The 16714-nt window shown below is 62.5% G+C and carries 15 protein-coding genes; 4 read left to right on the top strand and 11 right to left on the bottom strand.

Annotated features, from left to right (window positions below; translation table 11 throughout):
* On the top strand, nucleotides 1-1836 hold the full coding sequence (locus ACQ5BM_RS07275; RefSeq protein ID WP_429809623.1) for an ABC transporter ATP-binding protein: 1836 nt from the start codon (nucleotides 1-3) through the stop codon (nucleotides 1834-1836).
* Between the two features lie 508 nt (nucleotides 1837-2344).
* Here the strand turns inward: ACQ5BM_RS07275 and ACQ5BM_RS07270 are convergent.
* Nucleotides 2345-2794 carry a winged helix-turn-helix transcriptional regulator gene (locus tag ACQ5BM_RS07270; RefSeq protein WP_429809621.1) on the bottom strand — a complete coding sequence of 150 codons (450 nt, stop codon included), beginning with the start codon at nucleotides 2792-2794 and terminating at the stop codon, nucleotides 2345-2347.
* Between the two features lie 105 nt (nucleotides 2795-2899).
* On the opposite strand from ACQ5BM_RS07270, the gene ACQ5BM_RS07265 reads away from it, so the two are divergent.
* Nucleotides 2900-4171 (top strand): MFS transporter, encoded by a 1272-nt coding sequence (locus tag ACQ5BM_RS07265; protein ID WP_429809619.1) that lies wholly within the window; start codon nucleotides 2900-2902, stop codon nucleotides 4169-4171.
* Nucleotides 4172-4286: 115 nt separating this feature from the next.
* Here ACQ5BM_RS07265 and ACQ5BM_RS07260 read toward each other — a convergent pair whose 3' ends face one another.
* On the bottom strand, nucleotides 4287-5123 hold the full coding sequence (locus ACQ5BM_RS07260) for an oxidoreductase (RefSeq protein ID WP_429809618.1): 837 nt from the start codon (nucleotides 5121-5123) through the stop codon (nucleotides 4287-4289).
* A 115-nt stretch (nucleotides 5124-5238) separates the two neighbouring features.
* Between ACQ5BM_RS07260 and ACQ5BM_RS07255 the strand changes: the two genes are divergently transcribed.
* Nucleotides 5239-6138: a LysR family transcriptional regulator gene (locus ACQ5BM_RS07255; RefSeq protein ID WP_429809616.1), complete on the top strand. Its 900-nt coding sequence runs from the start codon at nucleotides 5239-5241 to the stop codon at nucleotides 6136-6138.
* 89 nt (nucleotides 6139-6227) lie between these two features.
* Here ACQ5BM_RS07255 and ACQ5BM_RS07250 read toward each other — a convergent pair whose 3' ends face one another.
* Nucleotides 6228-7169, bottom strand: a complete 942-nt coding sequence (locus ACQ5BM_RS07250; protein WP_429809614.1) for an MYG1 family protein — start codon at nucleotides 7167-7169, stop codon at nucleotides 6228-6230.
* 352 nt (nucleotides 7170-7521) lie between these two features.
* On the opposite strand from ACQ5BM_RS07250, the gene ACQ5BM_RS07245 reads away from it, so the two are divergent.
* The gene (locus tag ACQ5BM_RS07245) at nucleotides 7522-7965 is read left to right on the top strand and encodes a hypothetical protein (protein ID WP_429809612.1); all 444 of its coding nucleotides are present in this window, start codon (nucleotides 7522-7524) and stop codon (nucleotides 7963-7965) included.
* 79 nt (nucleotides 7966-8044) lie between these two features.
* On the opposite strand, the gene ACQ5BM_RS07240 is transcribed toward ACQ5BM_RS07245, so the two are convergent.
* The 8 genes from ACQ5BM_RS07240 to ACQ5BM_RS07205 all read right to left on the bottom strand — a co-directional run bounded on the left by ACQ5BM_RS07240 (nucleotide 8045) and on the right by ACQ5BM_RS07205 (nucleotide 16601).
* Nucleotides 8045-9157, bottom strand: coding sequence for an ABC transporter permease (locus ACQ5BM_RS07240; RefSeq protein WP_429809610.1), 1113 nt, complete (start codon nucleotides 9155-9157; stop codon nucleotides 8045-8047).
* A gap of 2 nt (nucleotides 9158-9159) precedes the next feature.
* Complete coding sequence (gene rbbA, locus ACQ5BM_RS07235; protein WP_429809608.1) at nucleotides 9160-11946, bottom strand: ribosome-associated ATPase/putative transporter RbbA; 2787 nt, start codon at nucleotides 11944-11946, stop codon at nucleotides 9160-9162.
* A complete protein-coding gene (locus ACQ5BM_RS07230) occupies nucleotides 11946-13016 on the bottom strand; it encodes an HlyD family secretion protein (RefSeq protein WP_429809606.1) in 1071 nt (356 codons plus the stop codon). Before ACQ5BM_RS07230 ends, rbbA begins: the two co-directional genes overlap by 1 nt.
* 331 nt (nucleotides 13017-13347) lie before the next feature.
* Complete coding sequence (locus ACQ5BM_RS07225) at nucleotides 13348-14274, bottom strand: fatty acid desaturase (protein ID WP_429809604.1); 927 nt, start codon at nucleotides 14272-14274, stop codon at nucleotides 13348-13350.
* 214 nt (nucleotides 14275-14488) lie between these two features.
* On the bottom strand, nucleotides 14489-15295 hold the full coding sequence (locus ACQ5BM_RS07220) for a phosphate/phosphite/phosphonate ABC transporter substrate-binding protein (RefSeq protein WP_429809602.1): 807 nt from the start codon (nucleotides 15293-15295) through the stop codon (nucleotides 14489-14491).
* 314 nt (nucleotides 15296-15609) lie between these two features.
* Complete coding sequence (locus ACQ5BM_RS07215; protein WP_429809601.1) at nucleotides 15610-15825, bottom strand: hypothetical protein; 216 nt, start codon at nucleotides 15823-15825, stop codon at nucleotides 15610-15612.
* A 45-nt stretch (nucleotides 15826-15870) separates the two neighbouring features.
* Nucleotides 15871-16281, bottom strand: a complete 411-nt coding sequence (locus tag ACQ5BM_RS07210) for an SRPBCC family protein (protein WP_429809600.1) — start codon at nucleotides 16279-16281, stop codon at nucleotides 15871-15873.
* A complete protein-coding gene (locus ACQ5BM_RS07205; RefSeq protein ID WP_429809598.1) occupies nucleotides 16278-16601 on the bottom strand; it encodes an ArsR/SmtB family transcription factor in 324 nt (107 codons plus the stop codon). Before ACQ5BM_RS07205 ends, ACQ5BM_RS07210 begins: the two co-directional genes overlap by 4 nt.
* Nucleotides 16602-16714: the final 113 nt, after the last annotated feature.

Here is a 16714-nt window from a genome sequence, read left to right as displayed (position 1 = left end):
ATGACCGAGACCCAAGCTCAGCAGGACCGTTCGACGGCGCCCGTTCTCTCCGTCGAGAACCTGACCACCTCATTCCTGGTCGACGGCGCCTGGAAGCCGGTCGTGCGCGACATCTCCTTTGAGGTTGCCCCCGGCGAAACCGTCGCGATCGTCGGCGAATCCGGATCGGGCAAGAGCGTCACCTCGCTCTCGATCATGCGGCTCCTGCAGAAGGAGACGAGCCGCATCGAGGGACGGGTGATGATGGGCGGGCGCAACATCCTCGATCTGCCCGAAAGCGAGATGCGAAATGTGCGCGGCAACGACGTTGCGATGATCTTCCAGGAACCGATGACCAGCCTCAATCCGCTGTTCACCATCGGCGACCAGATCTCCGAGGCGCTACTGTGCCACAAGCCCATGTCGAAGGCCGACGCCCGCGCAGAAACCATTCGCCTGCTCGAAAAGGTCCGTATCCCTTCTGCGGCGTCCCGCTTCGACGAATATCCGCACCGTTTCTCCGGCGGCATGCGCCAGCGCGTGATGATCGCCATGGCGCTTGCCAGCCGCCCGAAACTTCTGATCGCCGACGAGCCGACGACGGCGCTCGACGTGACGATCCAGGGCCAGATCCTCGACCTCATCAAGGTGCTGCAGGAGGAGGAAGGCACTTCGGTGCTCTTCATCACCCACGACATGGGCGTCGTTGCCGAGATCGCCGATCGTACCGTGGTGATGTTCCGTGGTGACGCCGTCGAAACCGGACGCACGGAGGACATCTTCCTCCGGGCGAAACATCCCTATACGCGCGCATTGCTTTCGGCCGTGCCGATGCTCGGCTCGATGAAGGGTGAGAGCCAGCCGATGCGCTTTCCTGTCGTCGACCCGGCAACCGGCCTGCCGACAGCCTCAGCCGAAGCCACCGATACGGTTCAATCCGGCCGCAAGCCGATCCTCGAGGTCAAGAACCTCGTCAAGCGCTTCGACATCCACGCCGGCCTTCTCGGCAAGCTCAAGGGCCGCGTGCACGCGATCGAGAACGTCTCCTTCAGCCTGCAGCCGGGCGAGACGCTGTCGCTCGTGGGCGAATCCGGCTGCGGCAAGTCGACGACCGGCCGCGCCATCATGCGCCTGATTGAGCCGGAAAGCGGCTCGGTGAGGCTCGACGGACAGGATGTTCTGGCCATGGACCGCAAGCGGCTCCGCGAGATGCGCCGCACCATGCAGATGATCTTCCAGGATCCCTTTGCCAGCCTCAACCCGCGCATGACGGTGGGGGCCGCGATCGCCGAACCCTTTCTCGAGCACAGGCTCGGCACGGCCAGACAGGCGCGCGAGAAGGTTGCGGACCTTCTGGAACGGGTCGGGCTGCAGGCCGAGATGGCCGCGCGCTACCCGCATGAATTCTCTGGCGGCCAGCGCCAGCGCGTCTGTATCGCCCGGGCGCTTGCGCTCGACCCGAAGGTCATCGTCGCCGACGAATCCGTCTCCGCGCTCGACGTCTCGATCAAGGCGCAGGTCATCAACCTACTGCTCGATTTGCAGGCGAGCCTCGGTCTTGCCTACCTCTTCATCTCGCACGACATGGCCGTGGTCGAGCGTGTCAGCCACCGCGTTGCGGTCATGCATCTCGGTGAAATCGTCGAGATCGGGTCGCGCGCCCAGGTGTTTGAAAACCCGCAGCACCCCTATACGAAGAAGCTGATCGCCGCCGTGCCGATTGCCGATCCGACACGCCGCCATGCCCGCCGCGGCGTTGCAAGCGACGAGCTCAAGAGCCCCTTGCGCGCCCCCGACTATATTCCGGCCGAACGGCGTTACCGGCAGGTCGGGGAGGACCATTTCGTCCAGGTGTAGCTGGATTGCGTCTAGCCGGCAGTACCGCCGGCAAGGCCAGCCGTGCCACACGCGGCGATCCGCTCACCGTCATGCGGCACCGCCAAGGTGCCGCCGCCATCTAGGTACTTCTTGTTACCGTGCTTTAGAGTTGCGCCGTTCGCAGCGGTCTTTCGCGGCTCTTGATCGACTGACGCATGCGCCTGCGATCGGGCACCCGTATCCCGTTGCAGGCGCGGAACTTTTTCCCGGCAGGACTATTACCCAACCGAGCGCGAACCGTGTCAACCGGACGCGGCAGGGATGGCGAACATGGCGGTTTTTCCGGTTTCTCGCCATGGCCAACGAAACGGCAGTCGAGCGCCCAACCTGCCCGGTTCGTCTCACCTTTGTATCGAGGTTGAAGGCACAACGCCCCGGAGAGCTTCGCCGGCACGCGTCGCCGGCCGGAGAACACCGAAAACACGCACCAGCTGTCCGGCGGGCGACGATCAGTTTGTCGTCGTTGTGCGGATCGTTGCAGACCCGATCAGTCTTCGGGAACCTTGATCAGGACCGTCTCGGCGGCACCGATCGGCCTGCCATCTTGCGTGCGGATATCGAGCTTTACCGGCAACCCGGTTTCCTTTTCGACCAGCAGGGAATGCTCTTCGCCGGGCTGAAAGAGGTGTTGTTCACCGAACTGCCTCAAGGCAACCATCACGGGAAACAGGTCCCGCCCCATGGCCGTCAACTGATACTCGACCCGCGCCTTCGTCCCGTCCACGGGAACCGTCTCGAGAATGCCGCGGTCGACGAGCGTGCGCAGACGATCGGTCAGGATGTTCTTGGCAATGCCGAGGCTTTTGTGAAAATCGCTGAAGCGCCTCAGTCCCTCGAACGCATCGCGCACGATCAGCAGCGACCACCAGTCGCCGATCGCGTCCAGCGATCGCGCGCTCGGGCAGTAGTCGCCCTTGAGGCTTTTGCGCGCCACCATACGAACTCTCCTCTCCCGCTCCACGAGATTTTTGGTTGCATTATAAAACCAAATTGGTATCCATTGCTTGGTTTCATTATTAAACCGAAATAAGGAAGAAGTCCAATGGATGGTAGAGCTGCTGCGGCGTCGAGCGACGCCGCAAACGATGGCGTGCGCCCAAATGCCGGTGTTGTGGTGTCTGCGTTGACGCGCCCGATGATGACCCTTTTTGCCTTTGCCGCCGGCCTTGCGGTCGCCAACGCCTATTTTGCGCATCCCCTGCTGGATGTGATGGCGGCCGATCTCGACCTTTCACAAACAGGTGCCGGCTTGATCGTCGGGGCGACGCAAGTCGGCTACGCGCTCGGCCTGATCCTGCTTGTTCCGCTTGGCGACCTTTTCGATCGCCGCAGGGTGATCATCGCCCAATCGCTGTTTTCGGCGATGGCGCTCGGCTTCGTGGCCCTTTCAGCCAACACGGAAATGCTGATGGCCTCGATCGCGACCGTCGGCATGCTTGCCGTCCTGACGCAGGCCCTGGTCGCCTATGCGGCCAGCCTGGCCCGGCCATCTGAACGTGGCCACGTGGTCGGTTTCGTCACCAGCGGCATCGTGATCGGCATCCTGTCCGCCCGCACCGTCGCAGGTCTTCTGACGGATCTCCTCGGCTGGCGATCGGTCTATCTCGCATCGTGTGCCGTGACGCTTGTTATCACCGTCTTGCTGCATCGGCTCCTGCCACACCAGAAGCGGGAAGCGAGCAAGCTCAGCTACCCCCGCCTTGTCGGCTCCACCTTCAAGCTGATCTGGCAAGAGCCGGTGCTGCGCACCCGGGGCGTGATCGCCCTGCTGATTTTCGCGAACGTGACGACGCTGCTCACCCCGCTTGTTCTGCCGCTGAGTGCGCCGCCCTTCTCCATGTCGCATACGAAGGTCGGTCTTTTCGGCTTGGCTGGCATCGCCGGGGCACTGGCTGCTTCTCGCGCGGGCCGCTGGGCCGACCTTGGACTGGGCCAGACGACGACGGGCATTGCACTCGCGCTCATGCTCATTGCGTGGCTGCCGATCTCATTGCTGGACCAGTCCATTCTGTGGCTGATCGCCGGTGTCGTCGTTCTCGACTTCGGGCTCCAGGCGGTCCACGTCACGAACCAGGCCTTGATCTACCGGGTCCGCCCGGAAGCGCAGAACCGGCTGACGGCTGGCTACATGCTGTTCTACTCGCTCGGCAGCGCGATCGGATCCTCCCTTTCCACCGTCGCCTACGCGCATGCGGGATGGAGCGGCGTCTGTCTGATGGGCACGGTGATCAGCCTTGCCTCGCTCATCTTCTGGCTGGCGACCCGACCTTCGAGGTCGCAGACCCCGGAGGAAGGCGCAGCGTCGAACGGTTAAGTGATCTGCAACAGTGGCGACAGTTCAAGCCTGTCGGCGCGAACTAAGTTGGCCTGGCAACGAGAAGGCCCCGCATCATGGCGGGGCCTGAGGAAGCGGCCGACTGCCTCAACGTTTATGCGGCCGGGTCGAAATCGGTCGAGAGGGACACGGCACGCCATTGGGCCAGAAGCTCGGCGTCCGATGCGTGTTTGGCTTCGATCGCTGCCACCGTGTCACTGCCGAGCGGCAACCGCACCGGCGGATTTTCTGCGTCGACGAACGAGATCAGCACCTCTGCCAGCTTATCGGGGTTGCCCGGCTGGTTATGGCTGATGTCCTTCGCCTTGCTGCGAACGACACCGGCCGTCTCCGCGTAGTCGTCGATCTCGATCGGGCTGACGCTGAGCGAGGTCGAGTCGAGGAAGTCGGTGCGGAAATAGCCGGGCTCGATCGCCGTGGCATGGATCCCGAGCGGGGCAAGCTCTGCCGCAAGTGCCTCGGTCAAGCCTTCGACCGCAAACTTCGTCGAGCAATAGACGCCAAAGCCGGGCCCGCTGCGATATCCGCCGATCGACGAAAAGTTCAGGATGCGTCCCGAATGCTGGCGGCGCATATGCGGCAGCACGGCACGGGTGACGGCCAGCAAGCCGAAGACATTGGTGCGGTAGAGGGTCTCGATCTCGGCACCACTTGCCTCTTCGACCGCACCGAGCAGCCCGTAGCCGGCATTGTTGACCAGAATATCGATCCGGCCAAAGCGTGCGATCGCCTGCCCGACGGCCTGATGCGCCTGGGACTCGTCGGTGACATCGAGCGCCACGGCCAGAAGATTGGGCTGCGCGCCGAAACGCTCGACGATCGCCTTCGGATTGCGCGCCGTCGCGACGACCTGGTCGCCCTTGGCGAGCGCCTTTTCAACGATGAGGGCACCAAATCCGCGAGAAGCCCCGGTGACGAACCAAGTATGCATGTGAACCTCCTGTTGTTTCGCCGCTCCATCGTCGGCGGCTGAGAAGGTTCTACCCCGTTACATCTGCTGAGATAATCGACTGGATTCTCCCTGATCTAATGAGTACCATTCAACAATGAGAACCGTATCGCCTTCCGATCTGTCTTCCTTCCTGGCGTTGGCCCGGCATCGAAGCTTCCGCCGCGCCTCAGACGAACTGGGCTGCACGCCATCGGCGCTCAGCCATGCCCTGAAGGCTCTTGAAGAACGCCTCGATCTTCGTCTCTTCAACCGAACCACCCGCAGCGTCGCGCTGACGGAAGCAGGCGAACTTCTGCTCGCCCGGGTCGCCCCTGCCTTCCGCGACATCGAGGATGCGCTGGACGACCTCAACAACTTCCGGGGCACCCCTGTCGGGCGGTTGAAACTCAATGCGGCGCGCGCCTCCGCAAAGATGGTGCTTCTGCCTCTGGTCGCGCGTTTTCTCGAAGCCTACCCGAAGATCAGCATCGAGATCGTCGTCGACAACGACCTGGTGGACATGGTGTCGGAGGGCTTCGATGCCGGCGTTCGTTTCGGCGAAGTCATCGCACAGGACATGATCGCCGTACCGATCGGGCCACGCCAGCGCACCGCGATCGTGGCAACGCCTTCCTTTTTCGAGCGCTTTGCCAAGCCAACCGCTCCCGATCACCTGAGGGAACTGCCGTGTGTCGGACTGCGCTTCGGCAGCGGCCGGCTTTATGCCTGGGAGTTCGAGCGCGGAGGTGTGGAACTTCAGGTTGAGGTGAGCGGCCCTCTGATCGTCGACGACCAGGACATGATGGTGGACGCCGCGCTTGCGGGCGCCGGCATAGCCTTCACCTTCGAGGATCAGGTGCGATCGCTCGTCGAAGAAGGAAAACTCGTTCGAGTGCTCGAGGATTGGTGCCCCTATTACGGCGGCTTCTATCTGTATTACCCCAGCCGGCGGCAAATGCCGGCGGCGCTGCGCGCCTTCGTCGATTTCGTCAAAACCGCGGGCCCCAAAACTTAGCGCTAAGCCGCTTCATGCGACCGATCGCGCCGCGGTCGGTCCTGATACCGTTTCCGGCCAGGCAAAGCCGCCCGACACAAGGTCCTAGCTTACGCCCTGTTTTCCACGGCGGACGAAGTGGCCTCCGCAACGGCCAGCGCGGCCATGGCGAGGGCCGCTTCGCGCGTTGCGGCGGCCGCGATGAAGCGGCCATTGTGACAGAAGCGCGCGCCTGCAACCCCACAGACCGCCTCCAATTCGCCGTTGGTCAGACCGGCCCAGGCCACCGGCAGGTCTGCGCGAAGCTCGAAGCCCTCATCGGCCTTGCGGATGCCCGTCAGGCACCAGTCTTTTTCGCGCGGATGAACGACGAACAACAAATGATCGGCGCCAGATTTCACGACGGCCGGGCGAAAGGGCATGCCCATCGGCAACTCGAGGATTCGACTGTCGCCGGCCTGGGCGATTTGCTGAAGGACGAGCGTCTCGGCCCTCAGTTTTGCCGCGCGTTGCGCTACGCCAGCCTCGACGAGCGTGCGGGCGATCGCCAAGGCCGCCTGAAAGCCGCGATCCTCAGCCTCCTGGCCGGCCTCGTCGAAAACGGGTTTCAAGGTTTCCAGCAGCGCCGGCAGCGTGAGCCCGGCGAGCGGGCCGGCAACGGACGGATCGAGCGCGCCATTGTCCATCAGGTCGACCGGAAGCACGAAGCGGGCGTCGAAGGCGGCATGGACCGCCTCGACATGGTCTCCAGGAACGCCTGAAGCGGCCAGATAGTCGCGGCCATAATGCTTCCAGATCAGTCCGAACGAGCTATAGGGCTGGCCGTCCGCTCTCAGCGGCGCACCGCGCTGATGATGATCGAAGATACCGGCGGCGGCGTCATATTGGCCGCCCACATCGTAGATGATGCGGTCTGCACCGGGCCTGATCCATTCCGCAGCCCGACTGCGGACGAGACGGGCCTCTGGAAAAAGCCGCGTGAGGATGACGGTGGACAACAGCTCGTCGGCATGGAAGCCACCGGAATGGGTGACGAGAAACTCTGGGATCATCCCGATTGGCCTTGTCGTTCGTTGAAGAGGGAGCGCTCCACATAGCCATTGCTTGCTGCCACCTCAACCCACCATCTTCTTCGCGGCGTGGAAGATCTCGCAACCGGACTGTTCGATCGCACGACGACGAACCCCATCTGCTGTTTCACGACACCCCTATTTCCAATCCACCAGCCTTCCCTCGGATATCGACTTCGAATGACGTAAGAGCCTTTCACGGACAGGATGTCAGCCGGTTCAAGTCACTGTAGAGGCATGATAGTTGTTCGCCCGGCAGCGATCAGACGCCGGGGGACTGGATACGCCGCTGACGCTTTGACAACATAGGCGCTCAAGGCAGGGTTGCGATTCGATGACGATTTTCTTTAAGGCAGCAATTTCCGACGACGTGGCATTCGGAATGATCGAGCGGTGTTTTTCCCATCCGGACGACTATGACGGCTATCTCGATATCTTTGGCGATCACACCGAGCGGACCGTTTCATGGAGCAAAGGACGGTCGGTAGACGAGTTCAAGGCGGAGATAACGGAAGCATTGCGGTCCGCCTGGGAAAGCGCGCGTTACTGGCAGGTTTACGAACGGCGCGAAGACCGGGACGATGCCGGCACTAACGAAATCCGACGCGCGGCCATCAACCTGACACGCACCTATGGCGGCGTGATCGTGATCACGCTGAGCCTGCTTGGCAGACGCAGCAGCACGCACGATCTCGAACTGGTGTTTGTCTGCTTCCAGGAAGATGCCCAGCGCCGGAATTTTCGCGTGCGCTACGACGGGAAGTTCATTCCCGTCTGACGCCTCCCGCAGCATGGAAAGCAGCGATCAAGCGTCGATCGGTCGGCATCGCCTTCCGATCAGCAGCCATCTGCGGCGTCTATTTCAGAAACGCCCGAAAGCGTCGCATGGCGAAGGCAAACAGGATCGCACCGATCACCAGCAGGGCAAGAAGCTGCGGCCAGACCACGTCCAGACCGGCATCGCGAAAAAGAACCGCCTGCGCCAGAATGACGAAGTGCGTGTTCGGCGCCGCCAGCATGATGTTCTGGATGATCTCGGGCATGCTTTCGCGCGGCGTCATGCCGCCGGACAGAGCCTGGAGCGGCAGAAGCACCAGCATCAGCAGCAGGCCGAACTGCGGCATGGAGCCGGCGATCGTTGCAAGCAGGATGCCCATCGACGTGGTCGCGAAGAGCTGCAGGGCTGTTGCCAGCAGGAACAGGGCGAACGAACCCTGTACCGGAACGGCGAGCGCGCCCTTGACGACGAAGATGAGCGAGACCGCTGAGGCGAGCAGCACCACGAGCCCCATCGACCAGACCTTGCTGACCATGATTTCGAACGGGGTCACGGGCATGACCAAAAGATGCTCCACCGTTCCGTGCTCGCGCTCGCGGATGAGCGCCGCGCCCGTCAGCACGATCGACAGGATGGTGATGTTGGTGATGACGTTCATAACCGCGCCGAACCAACCCTTGTTGAGTTCGGCGTTGAAGCGCGCGCGCAGGACAAGATCGACCGGCAGCGGCGTCTCGCTGCGGTGTCGGTCAAGGAAACCCGAGACCTCGCCGGTTACGATCTGCTGGATATAGCCATTGCCGGAAAAGGCCTGGCTCATGCGTGTCGCATCGACATTGAGCTGGATCGTCGGCGAGCGGCCGGCCAAGAGATCCGTCTGGAAATTCGGCGGAATGTCGAGCGCGAAAGTATCGAGCCCCTGGTCCATGCGGCGGTCCATTTCCGCCGGCGTGATCATCTGCGGCGGCACGAAATAGGGCGGATAGAAAGCGGTCGAGATGCGCGTCGAAACCGGCGATCGGTCCTCGTCGACGATGGCGATCGCCGCGCGGTTCAATGTTTCAGGCATTGCGGTCGAGCCCGTATAGACCGACAGCGTGAAGGAATAGACGATCAGGATCAACAGGATCGGATCGCGCCAGAGCCCCCAGAGTTCCTTGATGCCGAGATGATAGATATGGGACAGGCGCATCGTCACCTCGCCTGCTTCTTGAGGAAGAACGTGCCTACCGCAAGCAGCACGGGCACCGCGATCAGCATCGGCACGAAGGCGCCGCCGAGATCACCGAAGCCCAGAGCCTTGGAAAAGGTACCGCGGGCGATCGTCATGAAATGGGTGGTCGGATAGATCTGGCCGATGAAGGCCCCCGCGCCTTCGAGCGAAGAGACCGGGTCGATCATGCCGGAATACTGGATCGCCGGAATGAGCGTCAGGATCGCCGTGCCGAAGATCGCGGCGATCTGGCTCGACATGAAGGTCGAGATGACGAGCCCCATGGCCGTCGCCGCCGAGACATAGATCAGCCCGGCGGCCGTCCAGGCAAGCAGGCTGCCGGTAAAGGGCACCCGGAAGACGAAAATCGCGAAGGCCGTCAGCAACACGAAATTGAGCATCGCCAGGGCAATATAGGGGATCTGCTTGCCGATCAGGAATTCGAGCCGGGTGACCGGCGAGACATAGAGATTGACGATCGACCCCAGTTCCTTCTCGCGCACGACGCTGAGCGCCGACAACATCGCCGGGATCAGCATTAGCAGGAGCGGGATGACCGCCGGTACCATGGCGACGATGCTCTTGACGTCGGGATTGTAGCGGAAGCGCGTCTCAATCCTGAAGCTGCCGGTGGTTGCGGCGGCCCCATAGCGTTCGCGGATCTTGCCGGTCAGCCAATGGGCGTGCAGCCCCTGGACGTAACCCTTGACCGTTTCGGCACGGCTCGCCATCGCGCCATCGATCCAGGCCGCGATCTCCACCGTATCGCCGCGCGCCGCATCCCGGGCGAAACCGGGTGGAATCTCGATCGCCAGGCTCAGTTCGCCGTTGCGCATGCGCCGGTCGAGATCGGCATAGTCGGTGATCGGATCCTTCTCAATGAAGTAGCGCGAGCCGGCAATCTCGAGAATGTAGTCGCGGCTGGTCGTCGTCTGGTCGCGGTCGAGCACCGCGAAGGTCAGGTCCTCGACATCCATGTTGATGCCGTAGCCGATGACGAACATCAGGATGACCGTGCCGATCGTGGCGAGCGTTGCGCGGATGGGATCGCGCACCAGTTCCAGCGCCTCGCGGCGGGTGTAGCTGAACATGCGCCCGACGTCGAAAAACTCTGATTTCGGAGGCCGCGTGGCCTCGGCCGATCGTCCGGCGGCCGGCTCCGCCGGCGTCGTGGCCCTGACCACTGCGGGAGCCGGCTGCTTTGCCCCGGCGATCGCCTCTTCCAGATAGGCGATGAAAGCCTCCTCCAGGGTCGAGGCGGAACGGCTTTTCATGATGCCGGCCGGCGTGTCGCTGACGAGCACCTTGCCCGCATGCATCAGCGACATGCGATCGCAGCGCATCGCCTCGTTCATGAAGTGGGTCGAGATGAAGATCGTCACCTGGTCGTTGCGGGAGAGATCGACGAGGATCTGCCAGAAACTGTCGCGCGCCACGGGATCGACGCCGGACGTTGGCTCGTCGAGAATGAGGATATCCGGTGAATGGATCAGAGCCACCGCAAGCGAGAGCCGTTGGCGCACACCGAGCGGCAAGGCGTCCGGCAGGACCTCCATGACATCAGAGAGATCGAAGCGTTTCGCCAGTTCCTCGATCCGTTTCGGAATGTTCTCCGCCTCCATGCCGAACAGCCTGGCATGTAGTTCCAGGTTCTGCAGGACCGTGAGCTCGGTATAGAGCGAAAAGGCCTGCGACATGTAACCGACGCGGTGGCGTACCTCCATGTCGCGCGGGTCGACCTCGCGTCCGAAGAGCTTTGCCATCCCTTCGCTGGCGGCCAACAGGCCAGTCAGCATCTTCATCGTCGTCGTCTTGCCGCAGCCGTTGGAGCCGAGGAAGCCGAAGATCTCGCCGCGCCCGATGCGGAAACTGACATTGTCGACGGCGACGAAATCGCCAAAGCGCATGGTAAGGTTGCTCGCCTCGATGGCGATGTCGTCGCTTGCGCCTTCCGGGCGCGGCGGAATGACGACGTCGTGGTGCTCGCGCCTGATCTCCTCGGGAAGCAGCGCAATGAAGGCGGAATCGAGCGTGCCGACACCGGTCTTTTCAAGCAGTTGCTCGGGTGTGCCCGTTGCCAGCACCCGGCCCGCATCCATCGCAACCAGCCAGTCAAAGCGGGCGGCTTCTTCCATATAGGCGGTCGCGACGATAACGCTCATGCCCGGCCGCTCGGCGCGAATGTCGTCGATCAGCTCCCAGAACTGTCGCCGCGACAGGGGATCCACGCCGGTCGTCGGCTCGTCGAGGATCAGGAGATCGGGGTCATGGATCAGCGCACAGCAAAGCCCGAGCTTCTGTTTCATGCCGCCGGAGAGCTTGCCCGCAGGGCGCTCGGCGAAAGGGGCAAGGCCGGTGCTTTCGAGCAGGCTGACAATCCGCCGCTCGCGTTCCTTGCGATCGTGACCGAAGAGCCGGCCGAAGAAATCGACATTCTCGAAAACGGAAAGTGTCGGATAGAGGTTCTTGCCGAGACCCTGCGGCATATAGGCGATGCGCGGGCAGGTCCGGCGCCGATGACCGGGATCGGCAATGTCGCCGCCAAGCACCTCGACGCGCCCCGCCTGCACGGCGCGTGCGCCGGCGACGAGAGACAGCAGGCTGGATTTCCCAACGCCGTCCGGACCGATCAGCCCGGCCATGCAGCCGGACGGGATGTCGAGCGTCACGTCGTTCAGCGCCTTCGTCTTGCCATAGGAAAGCGTGACTGCGCGCAAGCGAACCACGGGCTCTGTCGGCGGCAGGCCGGCCCTGTCGGAACCAGCCATCACTGCACCAGCGTGCCGGTCTGGCTCGCCGGCCACTCCGCATTCGGGTCGACCTTCACATAGGCGACGCCCGGAAGACCGGTTTTCACCATGCGGATGTATTTCTTCAGGAGTTCCTTCGGAATCTGCGCCTTGATGCGGAAGGTCAGCTTCTGCCGCTCCTCAGCCGTTTCCACCGTCTTCGGCGTGAACTGCGCGACGTCGGCGACATAGGAGACCCTGGCGGGAATGATGTATTGCGGCGCGGCGTCCAGGACGAGCCGGACCTCGCTGCCGATCGACAGGCGTCCAGCCTGATCCGTCGGCAGGAAGAACGTCATGTAGACATCACCGAGATCGACGAGATTGAGCACGCGGCCGCCGGCCGCTAGCACTTCGCCCGGCTGGACCACACGATACTGAATACGGCCGTCGCGCGGCGAGACCAGGGTGCTGTCGTTGATGTCGGCGATGATGCTTTCGACCGAGGCCTTGGCCGCCTCGACCGAGGCTTCGGCATCGACGACCTGGGACTTCGCCGAATTGATCGCAGCATTTGACGCGGCGAGCGACGCCTCGGCAGCACTGGCTGCCGCTCTGGCACCCTCGGCAGTGGCTCGGTCGTCGTCGAGCACCTGCTGCGAAACGGTGCTCGTCCTAACGAGTTGCTCGGACCGGGCGAGCCGTCGTTCGGCAGCGTCCAGTTGCGCTCGCCGCTGCGCCAGCACGGCTTCCGCCGCCGCCTTTTCCGCTTCGCGCTGCGTGACCAGGTTCTTCGCCGCCTCGACGCCGATAATCGCACGATGCTGCTGCGCTTCGGCCTGCCGCTTGTGCGCTTCCAACTGCGCGGTGTCCATCTGGGCGAGCACCTGGCCGGCAATGACGAAGTCACCCTCGTCCACCAGGATCTCCTTGATCCGTCCCGCGGTCTTGGTCGAGATATCGATCTCGACGGCCTCGATGCGTCCGTTACCGCTCGCGATCCCGGCAGGCAGCGCATTGCGATCCAAGTTCTGCCAGGCATAGTAACCGCCCGCGAGCGCCAGGACGACCAGACCGACCAAGAACCAATTCTTCCGGGCTTTTTCCATTTCAGCGTCCCACCTTCAACACATGCCACGACAATAGCCCGCGGCCGCGCAAACACAACCGGTAATAGGCAGACCCGCTGGCTGCACACGGCGGCGCAAAAGGGTCGTCGCTAGAACAGGCCTGAAGGACTCGGTTGCTGCATTGACTCATGTCAATTGCCGATCAGCCGCGCCTTGGCGCCAAAGCCGGGTTGAATTGGTCGCCGCCTGCAAGGCCGAAAAACTCTGCGGCCTTGCGCGCCTTCGTCGCCCATCACCGGGCACGCTACGGGCAGGGCGCCTAGAGTTTTCACCTCCGGGCCTCGTGGCTTCGTTCCGTTCGCTTCCTGAGCTACGGATGCTGCGGATGGCGCGGATCGTCGTGCGGCTTCAGGAGAAATCGGCGCGCCACGTCGAGATAGCCGCGATAGACGAGGCCACCATTGATCGTCAGCAGCGCAACTCTGTGCCGGCGATAAAGGCCCGGAATCTGATACCAGGGAATGCCCGGCCGCTGGTGATGCAGCACATGCAGATTGTTGTAGAGAAACAGGAGACCGAAGAGCGGCGTGCCTTCGACGATCGCCGTCCGCTCGTCGTGATGGCCGGCGTAACGATGTTCAGCATAGGAACGAAGCCTCGTCAGCGCGGCACCGACATAGACGAAGCCGAAAAGATAGAGCCAGAGCGGCAGGCCGCAAACCGCGACAATCCAGACGAGCACGACGGCAACGCCTGCCGCGTGCGCACGCCAGATCCTTATCCGCGCGCAGTCACCCCGCGCGATCAGGACCGCCTCCTGCGCGAGGAAGCTCAGGATCATGACCAGCGGGCCGAGCGTCAGCCGGCCGAGCAAGGTCGTGTTCCACTCGGCAAGTTTCCGTCCCACTTTGCCCATGCCTTCCCAGGCAGTCCGGGTGAAATAGGAGGACTCCGGATCCTCTATCGGATCCGTCAGATGTTCGTCGCGATGGTGGACGAGATGCCCTTCGCGATAGATCGCATAGGGCAACCAAAGGGAGAGCGGCGGCCATCCGATCGCATCGTTGACGTGCTGATTGCGCGTCGGATGCCCGTGAATGACCTCGTGCTGCAGCGATCCGTGCCAGGCAATGAGCCAGCCGCCAAGGCCAATCACGACGGCAACAGGAAGCGATTGCCAGAACCAGGTCAGAGCGAGAAAGCCACCATAGATGACGAGGGTCAGGGCAACGGTCTGCCATTCGACGCGGGCGATTGCAGATAGGCTCGATTGTTGGGGCAGCGCGTCAGTCGACATCGGGTCTCCGGCCGGAAAAAGCGATCGATTTCAATCGCCAATATAAAAAGCCGGCCAACGGGAACGCGCCGCATGGCATTGCGGCGAAGCCACGCAAAGGGGAAAAGTGCTTGCGCCAAACGCCACAGTCACAAAATATTTATTCTATGTAATTTATATTCTACTCTGCCAGTCTTGCTCATGCTCGTCGGGATGAATCGCGGTTGATGAACCGTCAGGCGATCGTCGGGTACCCGCGGCCGGCAGCATCGCGGTCAAGCGCGGCCAAAGCCTCATAGTCGCCGTCTGCCAGCAGGCTGACGCCGCGCAGCGAAAGCGTGTCGCAGATCTCGGCAAGGGCCGGATCGGCGATGGTTTCCGCAAGCATGCGGCGCAGCAGCACAAGATCCCTTGCCGGCGTCGATACGGCGGTGATGAACGGCAATCCCGGACCTTTTTTCGTTTCCGCCAGGATGCGCACGCCGGCGACGCGATCCGGGTCGAAGCGCAAGGTATTGCCGAAGGTCACGCAGTCGATCGCGGCGATATCGGCGATCCCGCTCGAAACCGCGTCGATGCTCGCAACATGGCCGCCGGTTTCCAGCACCGACGAGAAAAACCGGCCGCCGATCGCATGGGGCGCCACAAAGGCGCGAAAGAGGTTGTAGCCGGAATTGCTGCCGGGATCGTTGATCGCCGCGCGAGCACCCCGCAAATCCTCGACCGAACGCGCAGAGGATTCAGCATTGACGATGATGAAACTGCATTTGAGCGGACCATCGCAGCCCGGCAGTCCGTAGACCGGCGTCGCCACCAGTTGCACCTGACCGCGCAGCCGCTGGACATAGGGATAGCCGCAGGTCTGGCCGAACAACAGATCGGGACGAAGCCAGGCCTCGTCATAACGTATGTCCTCCTGCAGTGCCGCGGGCGCATCGAGCCCCACGGCACGAAGGCGATGCGCCAGCGCCTCCCAGAACAGCCGCGTCGCGTCTTTCAGCGGCGCCGGGCTGACGTACATGGCAAGACTTGCGATGGGCATGAGCGACCTCGGGGCGATATCGTGAATGCGATTGAAAATTCTATGCATTGCATAGACTTAATTCTCAATCGAATTCTATGCGACCCCGAAGCCCGCCTCGAGGATAGGGGATTGCCGCACGCGCTTGTCTTATGACGGCCTTCGGTTCCTTGAGGAAAAGAACCGTCGGACGCGGGCGGCCACCCTCGTCCGACGATGGGGATCGGATCGCGCACGCGCAGGCCATTCATCATGCTGAGAACCGGGTGTCTCGGCCCGTGGCTGTTGCGCGTCGATGGGAAGGACGTCGACTGATGCCGCCAGCCGCGACGCCCTTACTCGGCCGCCTGAACCCTATCTCGCGGCTTGCTCAGATAGGGTAATGCGAAGAGATAGAGCCCCGTCGGCAGAAGCACGGCCAGCGGCGGCAGAGGCAGGTAGTAGACCCATTCGGGGAGCACCACCAAAGCCATGCCGGCAAAGATCGCAGCAACGGCCAGGGAGAACAGCAGCGACGCCCATCGATGGATTGTCCGGATGAGAGAGGTCATTCTGGCACCTTGATTGTGAAAAGCGGTTCTGAAGCCAAGCGATGGTCAGTCGAGTTTCGCGACGACCTCTGCCAGCTGGGTGATGAACCGCGGCCATCCGACGGTCGCACCCTGAAAATAAGCCTTCTGGTCCGCCCGGAAGCCGCGCTGCTCCATGCGCAGGTTCGTGCCGCCATCGGCGGCGGCAAGGGTCCACGTAACGACGCTGGTGAGATCCTTGGTATCCCAGCGATAGGCGAGCTCGCGGTTCGCCTCGATCGTCTGAACCTCGCAATCGACCTGCCCCCAATCGGCGGAGAGGGTAAAGCGACGGCCGACCTCAGGGATGAAATCGTTCCGCATCAGCCATTCGGCGATCAGATGCGGTTGTGTCAGCGCGCGCCAGATCTTCTCTGGCGGATAGGGAAAATTGCGTTCGACGACGACAGCGCGGGTAGTTTCGGTTGTTTCGATCATTGGTCCATTCTCTTTAGTAGATCATCGAGATCGTCGAAGCGGTCCTGCCAGAAGCCGGCCATCTCCGTCGTCCAGTCAACCAGGGTCCCGAGCGCTTCGCGCCGGGCACTGTAATAGGTGTAGCGGCCTTCATGCCGGTCGCGCACGAGCCCTGCAGCTTTCAGGATCTTCAGATGTTTGGACACGACCGGCTGCGAAACGCCGGCATCGGCCAGCAAGCCGACGACGGTCGTATCGCCCTGGCGGCAGAGACGCTCGAAGAGCCCACGACGTGTGGGATCTGCGAGTGCCCGAAAGACCGCGTCCTGTAACTGCGACATGTCTCATACCCAATTGACTATGAATGACGTATAGTCAATTGGCTATGCGTTTGTCAAATGGGTTGCGGCGAAACCTGCTTGCGGGTCTCGTCCGTCTTCGCATCCAAGAGCGG

The sequence above is a fragment of the Ensifer sp. B1-9 genome, from assembly GCF_050474445.1.
In the GTDB taxonomy this organism is placed as follows: domain Bacteria; phylum Pseudomonadota; class Alphaproteobacteria; order Rhizobiales; family Rhizobiaceae; genus Ensifer.
The sequence above is the reverse complement of the archived record's forward strand: the minus strand, read 5'-3'. Positions and strand labels throughout refer to the sequence as shown.

Excerpts from the sequence above, each read along its gene's own strand:
- ACQ5BM_RS07275 (WP_429809623.1), top strand. The coding sequence starts at position 1 with ATGACCGAGACCCAAGCTCAGCAGGACCGTTCGACGGCGCCCGTTCTC.
- ACQ5BM_RS07270 (WP_429809621.1), bottom strand. The coding sequence starts at position 2,794 with ATGGTGGCGCGCAAAAGCCTCAAGGGCGACTACTGCCCGAGCGCGCGA.
- ACQ5BM_RS07265 (WP_429809619.1), top strand. The coding sequence starts at position 2,900 with ATGGATGGTAGAGCTGCTGCGGCGTCGAGCGACGCCGCAAACGATGGC.
- ACQ5BM_RS07260 (WP_429809618.1), bottom strand. The coding sequence starts at position 5,123 with ATGCATACTTGGTTCGTCACCGGGGCTTCTCGCGGATTTGGTGCCCTC.
- ACQ5BM_RS07255 (WP_429809616.1), top strand. The coding sequence starts at position 5,239 with ATGAGAACCGTATCGCCTTCCGATCTGTCTTCCTTCCTGGCGTTGGCC.
- ACQ5BM_RS07250 (WP_429809614.1), bottom strand. The coding sequence starts at position 7,169 with ATGATCCCAGAGTTTCTCGTCACCCATTCCGGTGGCTTCCATGCCGAC.
- ACQ5BM_RS07245 (WP_429809612.1), top strand. The coding sequence starts at position 7,522 with ATGACGATTTTCTTTAAGGCAGCAATTTCCGACGACGTGGCATTCGGA.
- ACQ5BM_RS07240 (WP_429809610.1), bottom strand. The coding sequence starts at position 9,157 with ATGCGCCTGTCCCATATCTATCATCTCGGCATCAAGGAACTCTGGGGG.
- rbbA (WP_429809608.1), bottom strand. The coding sequence starts at position 11,946 with ATGGCTGGTTCCGACAGGGCCGGCCTGCCGCCGACAGAGCCCGTGGTT.
- ACQ5BM_RS07230 (WP_429809606.1), bottom strand. The coding sequence starts at position 13,016 with ATGGAAAAAGCCCGGAAGAATTGGTTCTTGGTCGGTCTGGTCGTCCTG.
- ACQ5BM_RS07225 (WP_429809604.1), bottom strand. The coding sequence starts at position 14,274 with ATGTCGACTGACGCGCTGCCCCAACAATCGAGCCTATCTGCAATCGCC.
- ACQ5BM_RS07220 (WP_429809602.1), bottom strand. The coding sequence starts at position 15,295 with ATGCCCATCGCAAGTCTTGCCATGTACGTCAGCCCGGCGCCGCTGAAA.
- ACQ5BM_RS07215 (WP_429809601.1), bottom strand. The coding sequence starts at position 15,825 with ATGACCTCTCTCATCCGGACAATCCATCGATGGGCGTCGCTGCTGTTC.
- ACQ5BM_RS07210 (WP_429809600.1), bottom strand. The coding sequence starts at position 16,281 with ATGATCGAAACAACCGAAACTACCCGCGCTGTCGTCGTCGAACGCAAT.
- ACQ5BM_RS07205 (WP_429809598.1), bottom strand. The coding sequence starts at position 16,601 with ATGTCGCAGTTACAGGACGCGGTCTTTCGGGCACTCGCAGATCCCACA.